Genomic DNA, 18307 nt, shown 5'->3' with positions numbered 1-18307 from the left:
GCACGAGAGGTTTTAGCCTCGCCCTAACAGGATATGACCACACGCCATTACGCCAAATTCTATATCCTACTGAATCCATTTGGTCTGGTTATGCTCTTCGACGATGGGTATGCGCCTTTCCCATGGAAATCCGCGCCCAGGTAATCCGCAGAACTCAGGGCTGGGGTGTGGATGTCAGTGTTCACGGACGCGCTCGGCTCGATGGCACATGTTCCTGTAAAGTGGCATTGGGCCAAGTCATTTCGCCGCTCGGCCGAACCCTTGCCGATGCAATACGGATTTCAGGTCGATGCCTTCAGTCAATACAACCTGCGGTTCATTTCCTTCCAGAATCCTGCAATTAATGTCATATTTGTTCATGAAGATATTTTGACAAGTGATTTGGCATACGGAATTGGGCAATGGAAGCGGGAATGGTTATAGGCCAGACCACGGCCCGGCATCTGGCGCAGCTTGCGGAGGTGTCGACTGCTGTCCTTTTTATGGACATCGTGGACTCTGTTCGCCTGATCGAAGCCGACGAAACCGGTGTCGTTGCCCGCTGGCTGAGCTTTGTCGATGAGCTGAAGGCCGATCTGCAGGCCCGTACGACCGGGCGGATCGTCAAGCGCATGGGCGACGGACTGCTGCTGGAGTTTCCCAGCGTCGAAGATGCCATTACAACCGCCTTTCACATATTGGACCGGGTCAGCCTCATGAACACCGGTCTGGCGCCAGCGGCACAAATTCAGATGAGAATGGGAATGCATGTCGGCAAGGTGATCCGCAGCCCCGAGCGCGACATCTTTGGCAAACAGGTCAATCTTGCGGCGCGGCTGATGACATTGGCACGTGCCGGTCAAATCGTGACATCGGCGGATGTCCGCGATGCAGTGACCGACGGGGTGCATGCCGATTTCGAGGATCTAGGTGAATGTTACCTCAAAAATCTCGCTCACCCAGTACGCGCCTTTCTGGTGCATCCTCAGGGCACATCGTTGCAAACGCTTCCGATGCTGGTCGCCGAAGATCTGCTGCCAACCATCGCCGTAATTCCGTTCACCCCAAAAAGCCGGTCCGAGAGGCAAATCGCGCTCGGCGAGATCATTGCTGAGGACATCATCAGTGCATTGTCACGTTCCACCGATCTGCACGTGATTTCAAGGCTTTCATCGGCTGGATTTAACTTTTCGGCTCACTCTCTGAAAGCGGTCGGTCAGGCGCTGAGTGCGGACTTTGTGTTATCGGGAACCTATGTCGGCGACGATCGGAACGTGACGCTGAACGTAGAACTGGCAGATGTACGTTCCGGGCGGGTTATCTGGTCGCAAGACCTCACGAACAAGATGGCGATGCTGCTGGGCAAGGATGGTGCGCTTCAGTCCTTGGCCTATGACATTCATCAGGCCATCGTCGCGACCGAGATGCACCGCGCCCAATCCAAGCCGATGCCGACGCTGGAGAGCTATTCGATCCTGATGGGAGCGGTTGCGCTGATGCACCGGCTGTCACGCCGCGATTTCGACTATGCCGGCGAACTGCTGCGGCATTTGATAGAACGGGTGCCGAACGCACCGGAACCCTATGCCTGGATGGCCCGCTGGCATGTTCTAAAGGTCCAGCAGGGTTGGGCCGACTCGGTCGAACGCGAGACAAAACGCGCGCTCGATCGGACACAAACCGCCTTAAGGATCGATCCCCTGAATGTCCCCGCGCTGGTTTCCGAGGGGTTTGCCCTGACCAATCTCAAACACGATCTCGAGGAAGCGCTGGACCGCTATGATCATGCGTTGGAAATCAATCCCAACGAGCCGACGGGACGATCTTTGCGCGGGATGCTTCACGGATTTCAAGGCAAGGGCGAATTGGCTGTGCGCGACACTGAACGCGCCATGCATCTGGCCCCGCTCGACCCGAACCGGTTCTTCTTTCTGGCCATGGCGGCCGGTGCGTCGATGGCAAACGAAGATTATTCTCGCGCGCTGGAACTGACCCGGCAGTCCTTGCGCCTGAATCGCATGCATACCTCAACCTTGCGCATGAAAGCGGTAGCTGAAATGCGCCTGGGACGAGAGGAGGAAGGCCGCCAAACCGCCAGCAAACTGCTGAAATTACAGCCGGGCCTGACGGTCGACTCCTGGAAAAAGGGATCCCCCAGCGCCCGCTACCCGGTGGGCCAACATTTTGCGCAATCATTGAAAGAGGCAGGAATCCCCGAAAACTGAGCGGTTTTACGAGCGACATCAATTGCATTGACAATAAGGAGCTTTCACATGACCAGCGACATTAAGAACTTCCAGGAAGGCGCATTCGGAGCGTTTGGCGCGTTTGGTGCTTTCGGCGGAGCCGGTGCAACAGGTGCCTTCGGCGCGTTTGGAGCCTTTGGCGGTCCACCCGCGGATTCTCCTCTTGTCGTCAACTCTCTGATTTCGAACCGCGACGGCATTGCAGGGGTCTGGACTCCCGTCGGTTCCGGCACGGTTTCGCAGAACGGCGAAGAAGAGGTGAGCCACCTCAAGCGCCTCTCGCCGCTTGTCCGGGCCAGCATCTACGCTCAGGAATTGGGTGCCCGCATCGGGTTTACCTATCATGACGACGCTGCACGGGTGTGGGCCACGGAGATTTCCGATGCGGGAAATCCGGTGGTCGCATACAAACCGCTGGTCACGTTGAAACGACCGGGCATCGGCGTCTTTGAAAAGCAGCTGGATCTGGTCGCAAACTACTCCGACCTGCGCCCTGACCGGGCGACTGAAATCGTCGCACAGCTGGGGTCGCCGACCGAGTTTCTTCGTAGCATCGCCTTTCTCCACCCCGAGCGTACGCCCTATTCGCTGGAACTTTTGGCAACCGCGCACTGGCTGGCAAATTTTGTCGAGATGCGGGTCAAATACGCGCTGGCCTGTAAACGCCCGATCGAGTTTTCGCCCCAGATTCAGCCGATGATCCTGACACCGACACATGACAGCCTGCCAAGCGGACATGCCACCGAATCCTTTTTGCTGGCGCGGGTACTGTGGCTGTTGCTGCGGGATGCAAACACCGCCAGCCCCGGCAGCACGCCCTATGCGGCCCCAAGCTGGGGCGACATGTTCATGCGCCAGGCGGCGCGGATAGCGATCAATCGTACCGTCGCCGGGGTGCATTTTCCGGTCGACAGCGTTGCAGGGGCAGTGCTGGGCCTGACCCTGGGCGGATATTTCGTGGATCTTTGCCTGGCAAGAAGTCCTGTCGACCATTGGCTTTTCGACGGCACTGAGTACCCCGAAGAGCGAGATTTCAACTGGCGCGAGTATTACTCTGCGGACGGACTGACCAGCCCCGGACAGCTCGAGGCGAAAAATCCGGACGATATTCTCTATGTCGCGAAGGCACCGTTCGTCGGTGGCGCCAACCTGGTGAATGCGCTGCCGCTGAGTTGGCTTTGGGCGCAGGCCAAAGCCGAATGGACCGGGGTGTGACCCGGCTGAGCAGGAAGGGAGTCTGACATGTCGTTGAAATGGTATTCCGATCCAAAGCCCGAACAGTTCAAAAACCCGGCAGCAGCGTTCCGGCTGAATGCGCTGGACGATCTGCTGACATCGCCCGATCAACCAAGCGCGGATGAAATCTGGTGGCTGGCCGCGCTGGAATTCGGCACGAACAAGGATGGCAGCCCCCGTTCCCTTGAGGAATTCATGGATTGGATCCCCTCACAGTTCATCGACCAGCTGTTTGTTCCACCCGAATACTATTATCCCGACAGCCTTCTGGAGACGGAAACGAACTCGGTCACGGTCGTCGCACAGCGCGCGCTTCTCAATCTCATCAACCAAGTCGACAGTGACGCGCCAGTCAGCATGTTGGACCTGGGCGGGGTCGCAAGCCCCGATATGCTGCGCTATTTTCGCGATGGCCCAGAACTTAATCTGAGACATATCCATGAGCAACTTCCCGAAGGGGCGGCGGTCATCGCGGTCATCGACAGCGGTATCGCAGTTGGACACAACCTTTTCCGAAAGCGTGGCAGCGGCACTGCTCTTGATAAGACCCGCGTCGCGTTCCTTTGGAACATGGACGGTGCGACGACGCCTTCATCGCCGCCGCAGCATTGGTTCCGGAGCGGGATCGACACTCTTCTGGCGCTGAACATGCATGAGGATCATCTGGACGAGGCCACGTTTTATGCGCAGATCGGCCTGATCGACTGGCCCCGCCACGGCCTGAACCCGGTGGCGCACCGGATTTCCCACGGCACCCATGTGATGGGGCTGGCCGCAGGGCTCGAGCCGAAAGACGCTGACCTGCTCGACAAGCGCCCGATCATTGCGGTGCAGTTACCGACCAATCTGGTGCGGGACGTCTCGGGCGCAAATATGAGCCCGGCGATCAAGCAGGCGCTGCAATTCATCCGCCGGGCCGCCAAGCGGTTCACGATAGGTCTGACCAGCAATCGTCCCCCAGTGGTCGTGAATTTCAGTTTTGGCGATTTTTCCGGACCGCACGATGGGACCGGCAAGATGGCCGAAGTGCTGGGAAAGGGATTTAAGTCGAGTTCGACCAACATTCGTGCCGTGGTCTTGCCTTCGGGGAATGGCAACCTGTCCCGTTGCCACGCGCAGGTCGATCTGACCGCGCGGTATCCGCGCGCAGATCTGAACTGGCGCGTGCAACCGGAGGATTTGACGGTCTCGTCCGTTGAGATCTGGTTGCCAAAATCCGCTGCGGTCCCGCCGGTCGGTTCGATTTCGCTGAGTGTCGATCATCCGGCAATCGCGCACTCGGTTACTGTCGAATGCGTTCCGGGTGCCAAAGCGCATTTGACGGCAAAGGACGGGACAAAGATTGGCCATGTCAGTTTCACCGGACCGCTGCATCCGACACTGCGCAGCCGGTTCACGATTTCGATCCGCCCGACGGCCGCCGCCGATCGCATTGTCGCCTTGGCCCCGGCCGGTGTCTGGCGTTTGACGCTTGAATTGGGACAAAGCGCGGACGATCTGCGGCTTGAAGCCTGGATCGCCCGAGACGAGACGCTGCCGGGGTTTCCCGATTTCGGTCGCCAGTCCTACTTTGACAATTCCGACTATGTCCGCTTCTACCGCCCTGGTGTCGCTGTATCGCCCTTCGATCTGCCTGCACTTATCGGCAAGCCGCTAAGCTATGACCCTGCGGATCCGGGCCTGGTGCGCCGCGCCGGTACAATCAGCGGGTTTGCCTGCGCAAGCGCGCCGGCGGTGCTGGCAGGAATCGTACAACCGGATCGGACAATAGCTGCGTATTCCTCTGGTGGGCCGACCGATAATCCGGATCGAATGGGACCCGATGCCTCCGCCACCACGGACGACAGCCCAGTGCTGGCCGGGGTGCTGAGCGCGGGATCAAACAGCGGTTCTCTGGTGGCAATGCGCGGCACAAGCGTCGCCGCCCCGCAGGCCGTGCGCTGGATCGCGGCAGAGCTTCGTCCGTCAAAACACGATGGCCGCACCCTGATCCGAGACATGGCCACGTCGCATCCCAAACTACCAGAGGTGCGAGCAGGCAAGGGTCATATGAACGTTGATCCCCCCTTTGGTTCACAGCGCCGCCCACGGCCCGAAGCCTAGCATTCTGCCTTGCCGGACACAGAGCCATAAAAACCGCCCACACCAACGGCAATGCCATGCGCACCGATGCACATCCCGCTCAGAGATCCATGCGGGTCTGAAGAGACTTTCATTACAGAAGGGCGGCCATTGAGCCTGGTCCTCGCTCCATACCCTGAATCGTCCTGCGTCGGCGATGTTGATATCATCGGGGACAAGCAGGGCGTCAGCCGTCCAACCGGACAGATCATATTTGCCCATACAATCTGCGGCCAAGGTCTGTATATCGGACAGGTCACCCGAGGCAGTCGCGCTCGGCAGAGTCTCTATGCGAATGCTCTCGTAGTTGTCTGCATGATTGCGTTCACACAACTCTTGGCGGCCACCGAATTCGGTGGCGACGACAACCCATAGCAACTGCAGACGTTTCGCCCGTTCGATCGCCTGTTGAGTTCAATTGGGCATTACCCCCTGTGCGCCTTCCCGCAGAGCAACTTGCGGGGCGTGATCCACGGGGGGCCGTTGAACATCATCGCAGCCGTACAGCCTCGTCTGTGACCTCTATGAACGAAAAGCGTTGCAAATTGTCTGAGGTCAGCGCCATTGGGACAGTTTAGGGTGATTTGATAAGAGAGGGTTTCTGGCACATCGTAACCACCAAGGAGTGGAGATGAGACAGAAACCCGGAACACGTAAGAGCCACGGCGAGAAAGTCGTCAAAGACATCCGCCGAGCCACCCGCAAGCAGTATTCAGCGGAAGAGAAGATCAGGATCGTGCTGGACGGCCTGAAGGGCGAGGACAGCATTGCAGAGCTGTGTCGGCGAGAGGGCATAGCGCAGAGCTTGTATTACAGCTGGTCCAAGGAGTTCCTCGAAGCTGGGAAGAAACGTCTGGCGGGCGACACGGCGCGCGCAGCGACATCGACCGAGCTCAAAGACCTGCGCCGTGAGGCACGCGATCTGAAGGAAGTGGTTTCCGAACAGGCCCTTGAACTTCGGTTGCTCAAAAAAAGCATAATCGCGCCCTCTCGGCAGAATGCTTTGCATTCGCCTGCCGGGTAATAGATGGGGGCGACGACGAATGAGGTATCCCGCATCCGAAAAGCTGGAGATCATTCGCCTCGTCGAAGGGTCGCATCTCCCGACCACACGAACGCTAGGCAAGCTGGGCATTCCCAGGACCACCTTCTATCGCTGGTATGACCGGTATCTGTCCGGTGGTCCCGAGGCGCTTGAGGATCGCAGTCCCAAGCCGTCACGGGTCTGGAACCGCATTCCCGAGCCGGTTCGAGAGAAGATCAAGGACCTGGCCCTGAAGGAAAGCGATTTGTCGCCACGCGAGTTGGCTGTGCGCTTCACCGACACGGAAAAGTACTTTGTGTCAGAGGCTTCAGCCTATCGCATCCTCAAGTCTTATGACTTAATCACCAGCCCCGCCTATGTGGTTCTGTCAGCCGCAGACGAGTTCCACGACAAGACCACTCGGCCGAACCAACTCTGGCAGACCGACTTCACTTACCTGAAGGTCATCGGCTGGGGCTGGTTCTATCTGTCGACCATCCTCGATGATTACAGCCGCTACATCATCGCCTGGAAGCTCTGCACGACGAGAAGTCGGGCGATGTGACCGACACGCTGGATCTCGCGTTGCAGGCTTCGGGTTGTGATCGGGCGACGGTCCTGCACAAGCCACGGCTGCTCAGCGACAACGGGTCCAGTTACATCTCCAGCGAGTTGGCCGACGGGCTGAAGGACCGGCAGATGGATCATGTTCGAGGCGCTCCGTATCACCCGCAAACTCAGGGCAAGATCGAGCGATGGCACCAGACTTTGAAGAACCGCATCTTGCTGGAAAACTACTACCTGCCCGGTGATCTCAGGCATCAGATCGATGCCTTTGTCGATCATTACAACCACCGGCGCTATCACGAGAGCCTGCAAAACCTCACCCCGGCCGATGTCTATTTCGGGCGCGGCCAGACCATTCTGAAACAACGAGAAAGGATCAAACGGAAGACCATCGAAACGCGACGCTTGCTTCACCGCAAATCCGCCGCATAATCGCAACAAAAAGATGAGCCAGAACCTCTCTTAGCTCAGGCCGCCAACTGGCCCAAAACCTCTGACGACGGACAAGCTGTGGACACCTCTGTCACGCACCGGTCCTAAGGTTCAGCTTCAAAAGAGCGCCGTCTTTCATGATCGGTGACAACCTGGTTCGGCCTTTGTCGAACGGGTACAGCGGGAGTCGGGAGTCACGTGTCGAAATGCTGCGGGACGTCGATAAAACACGCCGTCAAATCAGGTGTTAAAATGGTGCCGGAGGCGTCGGCACCATTTCTTATGTCAGATCGCAGTCGGCGCAGTCACTTCAAAACCGCCACTGCGGATTGCTTCTGATATCGCCCGCTCGCTCAGAAAGCTTTCCACCTCGACACTGTGGGTGCCAAGATCGCATGAAACCCTGGCGGTTGGGTCGATTGCCATGATCGCCTTCTCGATTGCAGTCGTGCAGTGCCCGCAGCTCATATCAGGAACGCTTATTCTGGTCATGTCTGTCTCCTTCAAACTTTCATTCAGGTGAGGCCTTCCACTGCGGGAAGGTCAAGGGCTGGGCAAAAAATATTTCAACCGTATTGACCTTCCAGCAGATGGAACCCCTATCTAGCGGTTGAGCAAACCCAGGAGGTGTCGATGTCAGACCCGCAAACCCTTCGGCTTTCCGTGCAGAACATGACCTGTGCCTCCTGCGTCGCGCGGGTCGAACGGGCGCTTTCCGCGCTGCCGGGTGTCAGTGATGTCCGCGTGAATCTCGCCAGCGAGACGGTTCAGGCGCAGATTAATGCATCCGCTCGCATCTCCGAAGTCATGGCGGCGCTTGACCAGGCGGGCTATCCCGCCCGGACGCAAAGCGTGCGCTTGAATGTGGCGTCGATGTCCTGCGCTTCATGCGTGGGGCGCGTAGACAAGGCACTGGGGTCAGTCCCGGGTGTGCTGAATGTGAACGTCAACCTCGCCTCTGAAACCGCGACGGTCACCTATGCCGACGGTGCGGTGGGCCTTGCGGATTTGTTGAAGGCGGCGAAGGACGCAGGCTATCCGGCCGAGCCCGCAGAGGACACTGCGCACGAGGATCGCAGTGCCCGCAAAGACAGCGAGGCGCGGGTTCTGGCCCGAAAGGCGGCTTTGGCTGCGGCGTTTACCCTGCCGGTGTTCGCGCTGGAAATGGGCGCGCATATTATCCCCGGTATGCATGATCTGATCGGTCGTACAATCGGCCATCAGACCAGTTGGCTTATCCAGTTCGTGCTCACCACAGTCGTGTTGGCCGGGCCTGGTCGCGCGTTCTATACCAACGGTTTTCCGGCGCTCTTCAAGGGCGCACCTGACATGAACAGCCTTGTCGCGGTTGGCACTTCGGCGGCTTATCTCTATTCGCTCACGGCTCTTTTCGCTCCCACACTGCTACCCGAGGCCTCGCGTGCTGTGTATTTCGAAGCGGCGGCGGTGATCGTGGTACTGATCCTTCTGGGCCGATGGATGGAAGCCCGTGCCAAGGGACGCACCGGGGCCGCGATCCAGAAACTTCTTGGCCTTCAGCCACGCAGTGCCCGGATTCTGGTGGGCGGAGAGCTGCAGGATGTGGCGATCGAAAGGCTCTGCACCGGCGATATCCTCGTCGTGCGCCCCGGCGAGCGGATCGCAGTGGACGGCGTGGTGACCGATGGCAACGCACGTGTCGATGAAAGCATGATTACGGGCGAGCCGGTGCCCGTGGCAAAGACGGCCGGCGACCCGGTCACCGGCGGCACGGTCAATGGTACCGGAGCCTTCAAATTCCGGGCGACACGCGTCGGCGCCGACACGACGCTGGCACAAATCATTCGCATGGTCGAAGAGGCGCAGGGAGCCAAACTACCCATTCAAGGCATGGTCGATCGGATCACACTGTGGTTCGTGCCCGCCGTTATGGCATTGGCTGTACTAACCGTGATCGTCTGGCTCCTGGTTGGCCCATCGCCCACCTTGTCCCATGCCTTGGTGGCGGGCGTATCAGTGCTGATCATCGCCTGCCCCTGTGCCATGGGATTGGCGACGCCGACCTCGATCATGGTCGGGACCGGCCGGGCCGCCGAGATGGGCGTGCTGTTTCGCAAGGGTGACGCGCTGCAACAGTTGACGGACGTCGATGTCGTGGCGCTCGACAAGACAGGAACGGTGACTGCGGGCCGCCCCGAACTGACGGATCTGGTATTGGCCGACGGGTTCGACAGGGTCGAGGTGTTGGCTCTTGTGGCTGCTGTCGAGACACAGTCGGAACATCCCATCGCTGACGCCATCGTTCGGGCGGCGCGCGCGGAAAATCTGGCGCGGTACGACATCGAAAGCTTCGAGGCCATCACCGGACACGGCGTCCGGGCAAACGTGGCTGGCCGCAATATCCTGGTCGGGGCCGACCGCTTGATGATGCGCGAAGGGTTGGAAATCGGCATGCTGGCCGATGAAGAACGCCGCCTCGCAGAGCAGGGTCGCACCGCGCTTTTCGCGGCCATCGACGGACGTGTGGCTGCGGTGATCGCCGTCGCCGATCCGGTGAAACCCGCCAGCGCAACGGCGATCCGGGTGCTGCACGATCTGGGGCTGAAAGTCGCCATGATCACAGGTGACAAGCGCGAAACGGCAGACGCCATTGCACGAGAAACCGGCATCGATCATGTCATCGCGGGCGTGCTGCCAGACGGTAAGGTCGCGGCGCTGGACAAATTGAGCGGAGGCGGACAGCGCATCGCTTTTGTCGGTGACGGGATCAACGATGCCCCGGCACTTGCCCATGCGGATGTGGGCATCGCGATAGGCACAGGAACAGACGTGGCCATCGAGTCCGCCGACGTGGTTCTGATGTCGGGTGACCTGCGTGGAGTGGTGAATGCGTTCGAGATCTCGACCCGCACCATGCGCAACATCCGTCAGAACCTGTTCTGGGCCTTCGGCTATAACGTTGCACTGATCCCCGTGGCGGCAGGCGTGCTTTACCCTGCTGTCGGCCTTCTGCTCTCGCCGGTGCTGGCGGCGGGCGCCATGGCGCTCAGCTCGGTCTTTGTCCTGACGAATGCGCTTCGCCTGCGCCGTGTCCGCCCCGCGATGGACGAAACGGAATCCACTCGTCCTACGGTGCCCCTGTCACCTGCCCCGGCCGAATGAAAAGGAAACCAACATGAATATAGGAGATGTGGCCAGTGTTTCGGGCCTGCCAGCCAAGACCATTCGCTACTACGAAGATATTGGCCTCGTGAGCCCCCTGCGCAGTGCCAACGGCTACCGCACATTCAGGGAAAGCGACGTGCACAAGCTGGCTTTCCTGGGCCGGGCCCGCGCCTTGGGCTTTACCATCGAGAACTGCCGGAACCTGTTGAAACTCTATGCAGACACCGACCGTGCCAGCGCCGAGGTGAAGCAAATCGCAGAAGAGCACTTGCAACAGATCGACCATAAGATCGGCGAACTGACCGAGATGCGCGCAACGCTCGCACATCTCGTTGATGCTTGCGCGGGCGACCACCGTCCCAATTGCCCGATCCTGGCCGATCTGGCGATGGCGCGGCAAGGATGAATAACTGAAAAAGCCCCCCGGATGTCTAACCCATCAGAACCCGCTCTTGATTCACCTTGACGCTGACGTCGCCGGTATCCGCGAATGTCGGGGCGAACTGAAGCCCACGGTTCTGTCGTCAAGGAGCGCCATCATTTTGGTTGCTCGGTCGCGCTGGAATGACGGAATTCAAACCGGCGGAGCGTTCTTGACACTCTTTGAATGGGCCTGCGATTCGCCGCTGCTCACGCCCCGTAGTGCCTCTGCGCAGGAATCAATCCCCAAAACGTCGATACCCATCGGAGAGCTGCTCTCGTCCACCTATACCCGCAGCACCGGGTGTTTGATCCCACGGTTTGATAGAGCGATCTATTCTTTGGGCCGGAAGGACGCACAATGGGACAGGTTCGTCATGGCTGCGCCACGGTCGCGCATGCCGTCAGAGCAGCGATACAGCGCTCCACTGCCCGGCAGGGCATTGCGCGGCAATGTCCCGAGAGGAGCAAGCTACGAACGCGGCGCTAAGCCGGGAACTTGGGATGAATGTCAAAACGGCTGCCAAGTGCCGCAAGCAACGAAAAGGCCATAGCGAGGTTGCGCGCCAGAACCACCTTTGCCAAAGATCCTGCTCGCGGTTCTGGACAGACCCTGCCACCGGCAGCTATGAACACCTCAATGGAAGCGCGAGATTTGCGTTTCCATGGTGCGGAGCACTTCCGTCTCCGGCGTAATCGTGGAAGGGAAAAAGACCCCCCGATTGCTGAACACGAGGTACATCATGACTGATGCTATCGTAACGCCCCTGACCCAGGCATTGGCAGAGGGCAAGCTTTCACGCGAAGAGTTGAAATCATTCTTGCAGCGGTCGAATGGGCCGGCGCTGCGCAGGCTGATCGCCTGGATCGCGGTTCTCGCCCTGACCACGACCCTTGTCGCCCTGAGCTGGGACAGCTGGCTGATCTGGCCGGCGATGCTGCTGCAGGGGGTGGTGCTGGTGCACCATTTCTCTCTGCAGCACGAATGTGTGCATTACACTGTGTTCCGCACCCGCTGGCTGAACGATGTGGTGGGCAATATTTGCGGCTTCATCATCATGGTACCGCACAAGCATTTCCGCTATGAGCATTGCGACCATCACACCTATACTCAGCTGGTGGGCGATGACCCCGAATTGGTGGCCATGCCGCAAAACCTGTGGCAATACGTGTTCTACTTGTCCGCCATTCCCTATTGGCGTGCCAAGTTCACCGAACTGTTCCGTCACGTGGCCGGACGCCTGACATCGGAAGAGGAACGGTTCATCCCCAAAGTCGAACGTGCCGCCGTGTTTCGCGAAGCGCGGATCATGCTTGCAGGGTATGTGCTGATCCTGGCGGCGATGGCCGCCAGCGGCAACTGGGCCTTGCTGTGGTTCTGGGTCATACCGATGATTCTGGGCGAACCGGTCATGCGGTTCATTCGCATGACCGAACATGTGGGCCGCCCGACCGTGCCGCAGATGCACAAAAACACCCGGACCAACCTGGTGTCGTTTCCCTGGCGGTTCCTGTGCTGGAACATGAACTATCACGCCGAACATCACTATGTGTCCTCGGTGCCATTCCACGCGCTGCCGCGTCTGCATGAAAAGCTGAAGGATCACATACACGTCGAACCCGGCGGCTATCTGGGGGCCCACCGCGACATCCTGCGGCAACTTTTGGGCAGGAGGCTGTAAAATGGCGGAAAAAGGTTGGAAGGATATCCTTCCCGTCAAGGAGCTGGAAGCGCAGTGGGTCACGCGGGTGCAGTTCGGGGCGCGCAAGCTGGCTCTCTATGACACCCCCAGTGGAATCTATGCCTCTCTGGCGCTGTGCAATCACGGCGGTGCGGATCTGTGTGACGGATATTTCGACGGACATGTGATCGAATGCCCGCTGCATCAGGGCGCGTTCGACGTGCGCGACGGCAAGCCGGTCTGCGCCCCGGCGACGCGGATGATGAAGACCTTTGAAACCCGCGTCGAAAACGGCATGGTCCAGATCATGATGTGACACACACCCCCCGGCGGCGACCGGGGACTACCACCATTTGTCGCCGCCACGACCGCGCACATCGCCCTTGCGCAGTCAGGTCAGCGCCCGGTTCAGATAATCCTGCATCATGTCTCCATGGCTTTGCTCGACGGCGCATTCGAACCCGCCTTCGCAGCGCAGCACCATGGCCTTCAGCCCGAACGCCTCGGTATGGCTTACCGCATCCGCGCCAAAGACCGCAGGGTGCAGGTCGAGTGGACAGGCGATGGCCATGACCTGATCCGCATCCCTGCCGGTCACAGCAAAAAACGTCAGCGTATCCGAGATCCGGACAATGCTGATCTGCGGCGGCGCGGCGGCGGGGCCGAGCGCACGCTCCAGCGCCTCTTCCTCGGCGATGCCCGTGCGCAAAAGCAGATGGCGGGGTCCGATATGATAAAGGCTGCGCCCGCCCCTGCGGGTGAGACTGTTGGGCCGTGCCGGCATCGGCGGCAGATGATCGCCCGCCCAGCCCCACAAATCGGCCTGCGGCCCCTTCAGATCGAACAGCGCCGAGAGCCCGGCCTGCTTGCAAGTTACATCATAGCGCATTTCAAGACCTCAAACGCTGACCACCCGGATCGTAAAACACCGGCGCGGTGACGCGGGCCGCTATGACCTCGTCCCGCAGCCTTACATGCACGGTTTCCCCCTGCCGTGTCCTGCCGTTCACCAACAGCGCCAGCGCCACCCAACGGTTGTTCACCCCACTCCAGACACATGCGGTCACCAGCCCCTCGGTCGCCTCTTTCCGTCCGCCCGGCGTCAGCGGAGCGCCTTCCGGGATCTGCGCATTGGGATCGTCCGGCAACAGGCCGACCAGTTCGCGCCGCGGCTTGTCCGCCGCACGCCGCAAGGCGACCGCACGTTTGCCCAGATAGTCGGATTTCTTCGCCGACATGATCCACCCCATGCCCAGATCGTGCGGGTCGACGGTGCCGTCCACCTCATGGCCCAGCGACAGGAACCCCTTTTCTACCCGCAGAACATGGTTGGCCTCGGAGCCCACCGGCTGAATCCCAAAAGGTGCACCCGCAGCCATGACCCTGTCCCAAAGTTTCCGCATGTGGCGCGGTGCGACGTTGATTTCATAGGACAGTTCTCCGGTGAAACTGACCCGCACCACCCGCGTGGGCAGGCCCGCGACAGTGCCGTCGCGAAACGTCATGAAGGGAAAGGCGGCGTTGTCCAGATTTATGTCGGTGCCAAGCGCCTCCATCACCTCGCGCGCCCTGGGGCCGCAGACGGTGGCATTGTTCCACTGGCTGGTGACCGCCGTGACCATCACCTGCCAATCGGGAAACTCGGTTTGCAACAGTTTCTCCATTTGCTGATTGACCGCGTCCGCATGGCCGGTCGATGTGGACAGTATCCAGCGATAGTCGTCCAGCCGCAGCGCCACTCCGTCGTCCAGGATCAGCCCGTCATCGGTCAGCATCAGCCCGTAACGCCCATGCCCCGGCTTCAGATTAGCCATCTTGTTGGTATAGAGAAAATCCAGAAACCGCCCGGTATCGCGGCCTTTGAGCTCGAATGTCCCAAGCGGCGAGCCGTCATAGACCCCGACCGCTTCGCGCACTGCCCCGCATTCGCGATTCACGGTTTCCTGAAACGACTCGCCCGGTTGCGGGAAATACCCCGGTCGCTGCCAGCGCGCGCCCGCCTCGTACATCACCGCACCCTGTTCGCGGTTCCACTCTGTGATCGGGGTATGTCGATAGGGAAACTGCACCTCGCCCGTGCGAAGCCCGCCGACAGCACCGAACGACACCGGCGCATAGGGGGAGCGAAATGTGGTGGAGCCGACTTCCGGCAGCGTCAGCCCCTTTTGCTGCGCTACCGTTCCGATGATGTTGATGTTGCCGGTCTTGCCCTGATCGATCCCCATGCCGCCGGTCGTATAGCGTTTGACATGTTCGATATTGTCATAGCCTTCGCGCAGCGCCAGTTGCACGTCCGCGACGGTCACGTCGTTCTGGATATCCAGAAACGCCTTGCCCGCAGCCTGCACCCGCCACAGCGGTGCGATGGCATAGGCCGCCTCATGCGCCCGCGGAACATCGCCGCCGGTCGCCGCCGCGCTGGTCAGCACCTCGGGTAGGGTCATCAGCCCCGCCGCCGCGCCGACGCTTGCGGTCGCCTGCGCCGGGATGTCGGGAACAAATGCCGCTAACGTCTCGTCATAGCGCAGGCTGCCGCGGGATTGCGAGAACAGATGCACCGCCGGGTTCCAGCCACCCGAATGGGCCAGCAGATCGCAGGCGATGCTGCGTGTTGCGCCCCCCGCTAGGGGTGAAATTGCGATGCTGCGCAAACTCATCCGTCCCCGCGTTCGGACCACGACATGACCGCCCAGCACGTCAATCCCCGCCACCTGCGCCAGCGCCTCGGGCGGCACCTGCGGGCGGGCGTCGACAATTGCCGCAATCTCGATCCCCGCCGCCTGCATGTCCGCCGCAACAGCATAGGCGCTGTTATTGTTGGTAAAGACCACGGCCCGTCGGCCGGGACGCACCGCCCAGCGGTTGACATAGGCCTGTGCCGCGCTGGCCAGCATCACGCCGGGCCGGTCGTTGCCGGGAAACACCAGCAGCCGTTCGATCGCCCCGGTAGCGCAAATCACCCGGCCCGCGCGCACGCGCCAACTGCGTTCCAACAGGCTGTCGTGATCGGGGCTGCGTTCAGTCACCATCATCAGATTGTGTTCGCGATAGGCCCAGACGCTGGCGTTTTGCAGGTGGGTGACATGCTCCATCGCTGCCAGTTCCGCCACCGCATCCGCGACCCACTCCATCGCCGGACGGTCCTCGATGCGCAGGCGGCGGGTCAGCAGGCCGCCTCCGGCTTCGGTGCCCTCATCGGCCAGAAACACCCGCTTGCCAGCGCGACCCGCGACCAGCGCCGCCATCAGCCCCGCCGGGCCGGCACCCGCGATGAACACATCCGCATGGGCGTGGCGCGCCTCGTAATGACCGTTTGCAGGCGGCTGTGTCGGGGCGCGGGCCAGCCCGGCGGCCCGGCGGATCATCGGTTCGAACAGCTGCCAGTCGGGCCATTTGAAGGTTTTGTAATAGAACCCGGCAGGCAGGACTCGCGCGAACAATTGGTTGACGCCACCAATATCGAACCGAAGCGACGGCCAGCAATTCACCGATTTTGCCCGCAACCCGTCGCGGATCCGCACCGTGGTGATCGGTTCGTTGCCCGAGGCGTCCGCCCCCAGCAGTTCCACCAGCGATGCCGGTTCCTCGACGCCGTAGCCGACAATGCCGCGCGGACGGTGGTATTTGAAGCTGCGCGCCGTCAACCGGACCCCATGCGCAAGCAGCGCCGAGGCCAGGGTGTCGCCGTGATACCCGTCATAGACCCGTCCGTTAAAGGTAAAGGCCACCCGCCGGCTCCGGTCGATCCGCCCACCCTGCGGCAATCGCTCACGCATCGTCCGGCCCTTTGACAATGTCATGGCTGGTCGTGTCCCGCCAAAGGGTCAGCCATGTGCCGCAGCCGCGCACATGCCACCAGTGTTCCTGAACCGGTCCCTGTGGATTGGGAGTGACGGTCAGATATTCGACCCAAGCCGCATCGCTGACCGCGTCGGGATCGGGGCGGCGGGCGCGAACCGGGCCGCCATGGGCAAACTCGCTTTCGTTGCGCGGCCCACAGAACGGGCATGGGATCAGCAGCATCATCCGTCTCCTGTCATCGGGCGGTGGTGGTCCCGGATTCCATCACAAAATCCAGATGTCGAAACCGCTCCAGCGTGAACGCTGCCATCAGCGGGTGCGGCTCGCCCCTGGCCACCAGATGCGCCAGCGTCAGTCCGCCCGCCGGGATCGCCTTGTAGCCGCCCCACCATCCGGCGGTAATGAACAGTCCTGCCACATCGGTTTTCGACATGATCGGCGAAGCGTCATGGGCGATGTCCAGATGCCCGCCCCATTGCCGCATCAACTTGAGTTTTTGGAAGGCCGGAAACAGCGACAGCATTGCCGTCACCGTATCCTCGAACACCGTCTGCTTGATATCCCGGCGGAAACTCTGCCCCGCGTCAGGCGCGCCGCCGATGACCATCTCGCCCTTGTCGGACTGGCTGAAATAAAAGCCGCTGTCGGGGCAATTCACGATCACGTCGACCAGCGGCTTGACCGGCTCGGACACAAATGCGGTCAGATTCATCGTGCGCAGCGGCAGTTTCAGACCGGCGGTTTCGGTCACCGTCGTGGTATGGCCGGACACCGCCACCACCACCTTTGCCGCCCGCACCTTGCCGCGATTGGTCTGAACCCCGGCGATAGCTCCGTCCGCCCCCCGGATCAGGGACTGCACCGCCGTCTTCTGGTGAATCTCGACCCCCAGAGCATCGGCCCCGCGCGCATAGCCCCAGGCCACGGCGTCGTGGCGGTTCACCCCGGCATCGGTATGCACCATGCCGCCCAGAATCGGCAGCCGCGCATCGGGACCGCCACCGGTCAGGGCAGGAATTCTCCGACGCAGCTCCTCCGTCGAGATCGGTTCATAGGTCGAGCCATAGATATCCATCGTCAACTGCCGCCGCCGCAATTCGCGCATCCGGGAATAGGTTTGCACCACATCCACCATGGTGCGCTTGGAATGCATCATGTTGAAATTCAGCTCGCGGGTCAGGTCCTCGAACATGGCGACGGATTTGACGTAAAAGGGGATCGATTCATCGCGCATGTAGTTGGACCGGATAGTCACCGTATTGCGGGCGATGTTGCCGCCGCCAAGCCAGCCGCGTTCCAGAACCGCAATGTTTTTCTGCCCGAATTCCTTGGCCAGATAATAGGCGGTGGCCAGTCCGTGACCTCCGGCGCCGATGATGACGACATCATAGGCCGGTTGCAGCGGCGGCGATCGCCAAGCACGGGCCCAGTTGCGATGTCCGCTCAGCGCGTTGCGAGCCAGGGAGAAGAGAGAGTATCTTTGCATTTGAATAAATATATTTACTGGAAATAATTATTCGTCAAGCCATTTCCGCTGCTCCCGGGCCTGCCGGAACAGCCTGAATTCGCTTGATCTGGAGTCGGAGTTCAATGTATTGTCAGTTAAGTTTTCTACTGACAGGAAATTTCAACAAGCGAACCCGGCTGGCAAAACG

At 60.5% G+C, this 18307-nt stretch carries 14 protein-coding genes and 1 pseudogene; 9 read left to right on the top strand and 6 right to left on the bottom strand.

Annotated features, from left to right (window positions below; all coding sequences use genetic code 11):
- Nucleotides 1–171 precede the first annotated feature (171 nt).
- From NANH_RS28830 to NANH_RS0121150, 4 genes are read left to right on the top strand one after another with little or no spacing between them, the layout of a single operon-like run.
- On the top strand, nt 172–423 hold the full coding sequence (locus NANH_RS28830; RefSeq protein WP_139236612.1) for a hypothetical protein: 252 nt from the start codon (nt 172–174) through the stop codon (nt 421–423).
- Nucleotides 414–2204, top strand: coding sequence for an adenylate/guanylate cyclase domain-containing protein (locus NANH_RS0121160; protein WP_074920789.1), 1791 nt, complete (start codon nt 414–416; stop codon nt 2202–2204). The genes NANH_RS28830 and NANH_RS0121160 overlap by 10 nt, the downstream gene beginning before the upstream one ends.
- Nucleotides 2205–2252: 48 nt before the next feature.
- Nucleotides 2253–3440 (top strand): phosphatase PAP2 family protein, encoded by a 1188-nt coding sequence (locus NANH_RS26820; protein ID WP_051372533.1) that lies wholly within the window; start codon nt 2253–2255, stop codon nt 3438–3440.
- A 27-nt stretch (nt 3441–3467) separates the two neighbouring features.
- Nucleotides 3468–5564: a S8 family serine peptidase gene (locus tag NANH_RS0121150; protein ID WP_027263835.1), complete on the top strand. Its 2097-nt coding sequence runs from the start codon at nt 3468–3470 to the stop codon at nt 5562–5564.
- Here the strand turns inward: NANH_RS0121150 and NANH_RS29845 are convergent.
- Nucleotides 5535–5984, bottom strand: a complete 450-nt coding sequence (locus tag NANH_RS29845) for a hypothetical protein (RefSeq protein ID WP_367889536.1) — start codon at nt 5982–5984, stop codon at nt 5535–5537. The two genes, NANH_RS0121150 and NANH_RS29845, sit on opposite strands and share 30 nt — an antisense overlap.
- Before the next feature lie 229 nt (nt 5985–6213).
- Between NANH_RS29845 and NANH_RS26810 the strand changes: the two are divergent.
- Nucleotides 6214–7605 (top strand): annotated as a pseudogene (locus NANH_RS26810) (IS3 family transposase).
- Nucleotides 7606–7890: 285 nt separating this feature from the next.
- On the opposite strand, the gene NANH_RS0121130 reads toward NANH_RS26810, so the two are convergent.
- Nucleotides 7891–8097, bottom strand: coding sequence for a heavy-metal-associated domain-containing protein (locus NANH_RS0121130; protein ID WP_027263833.1), 207 nt, complete (start codon nt 8095–8097; stop codon nt 7891–7893).
- A gap of 141 nt (nt 8098–8238) precedes the next feature.
- Between NANH_RS0121130 and NANH_RS0121125 the strand changes: the two genes are divergently transcribed.
- From NANH_RS0121125 to NANH_RS0121105, 4 genes are all read left to right on the top strand, one after another.
- The gene (locus NANH_RS0121125) at nt 8239–10746 is read left to right on the top strand and encodes a heavy metal translocating P-type ATPase (RefSeq protein WP_027263832.1); all 2508 of its coding nucleotides are present in this window, start codon (nt 8239–8241) and stop codon (nt 10744–10746) included.
- 13 nt (nt 10747–10759) lie between these two features.
- On the top strand, nt 10760–11155 hold the full coding sequence (cueR, locus tag NANH_RS0121120) for a Cu(I)-responsive transcriptional regulator (RefSeq protein ID WP_027263831.1): 396 nt from the start codon (nt 10760–10762) through the stop codon (nt 11153–11155).
- Nucleotides 11156–11912: 757 nt separating this feature from the next.
- Entirely contained in the window at nt 11913–12851 is a 939-nt protein-coding gene (locus tag NANH_RS0121110) for a fatty acid desaturase family protein (RefSeq protein ID WP_027263830.1), read from the top strand.
- 1 nt (nt 12852) lies between these two features.
- Complete coding sequence (locus NANH_RS0121105) at nt 12853–13167, top strand: non-heme iron oxygenase ferredoxin subunit (protein ID WP_027263829.1); 315 nt, start codon at nt 12853–12855, stop codon at nt 13165–13167.
- A gap of 75 nt (nt 13168–13242) precedes the next feature.
- Here the strand turns inward: NANH_RS0121105 and NANH_RS0121100 are convergent, their stop codons facing one another.
- The 4 genes from NANH_RS0121100 to NANH_RS0121085 are packed head-to-tail and all read right to left on the bottom strand — an operon-like array spanning nt 13243 to nt 18138.
- Nucleotides 13243–13740 carry an aminomethyltransferase family protein gene (locus NANH_RS0121100; protein ID WP_027263828.1) on the bottom strand — a complete coding sequence of 166 codons (498 nt, stop codon included), beginning with the start codon at nt 13738–13740 and terminating at the stop codon, nt 13243–13245.
- Nucleotide 13741: 1 nt separating this feature from the next.
- Nucleotides 13742–16651, bottom strand: coding sequence for a sarcosine oxidase subunit alpha family protein (locus NANH_RS0121095; RefSeq protein ID WP_245601489.1), 2910 nt, complete (start codon nt 16649–16651; stop codon nt 13742–13744).
- Entirely contained in the window at nt 16620–16874 is a 255-nt protein-coding gene (locus NANH_RS0121090) for a sarcosine oxidase subunit delta (RefSeq protein WP_027263826.1), read from the bottom strand. The genes NANH_RS0121095 and NANH_RS0121090 overlap by 32 nt, the downstream gene beginning before the upstream one ends.
- A gap of 13 nt (nt 16875–16887) precedes the next feature.
- On the bottom strand, nt 16888–18138 hold the full coding sequence (locus NANH_RS0121085; protein WP_027263825.1) for an FAD-dependent oxidoreductase: 1251 nt from the start codon (nt 18136–18138) through the stop codon (nt 16888–16890).
- Nucleotides 18139–18307: the final 169 nt, after the last annotated feature.

Origin of the sequence: Sedimentitalea nanhaiensis DSM 24252, from assembly GCF_000473225.1 — a bacterium.
Classification (GTDB): Bacteria; Pseudomonadota; Alphaproteobacteria; order Rhodobacterales; family Rhodobacteraceae; genus Sedimentitalea; species Sedimentitalea nanhaiensis.
Note: the sequence above shows the minus strand (reverse complement) of the source record. Positions and strands in the feature narration are given on the sequence as shown.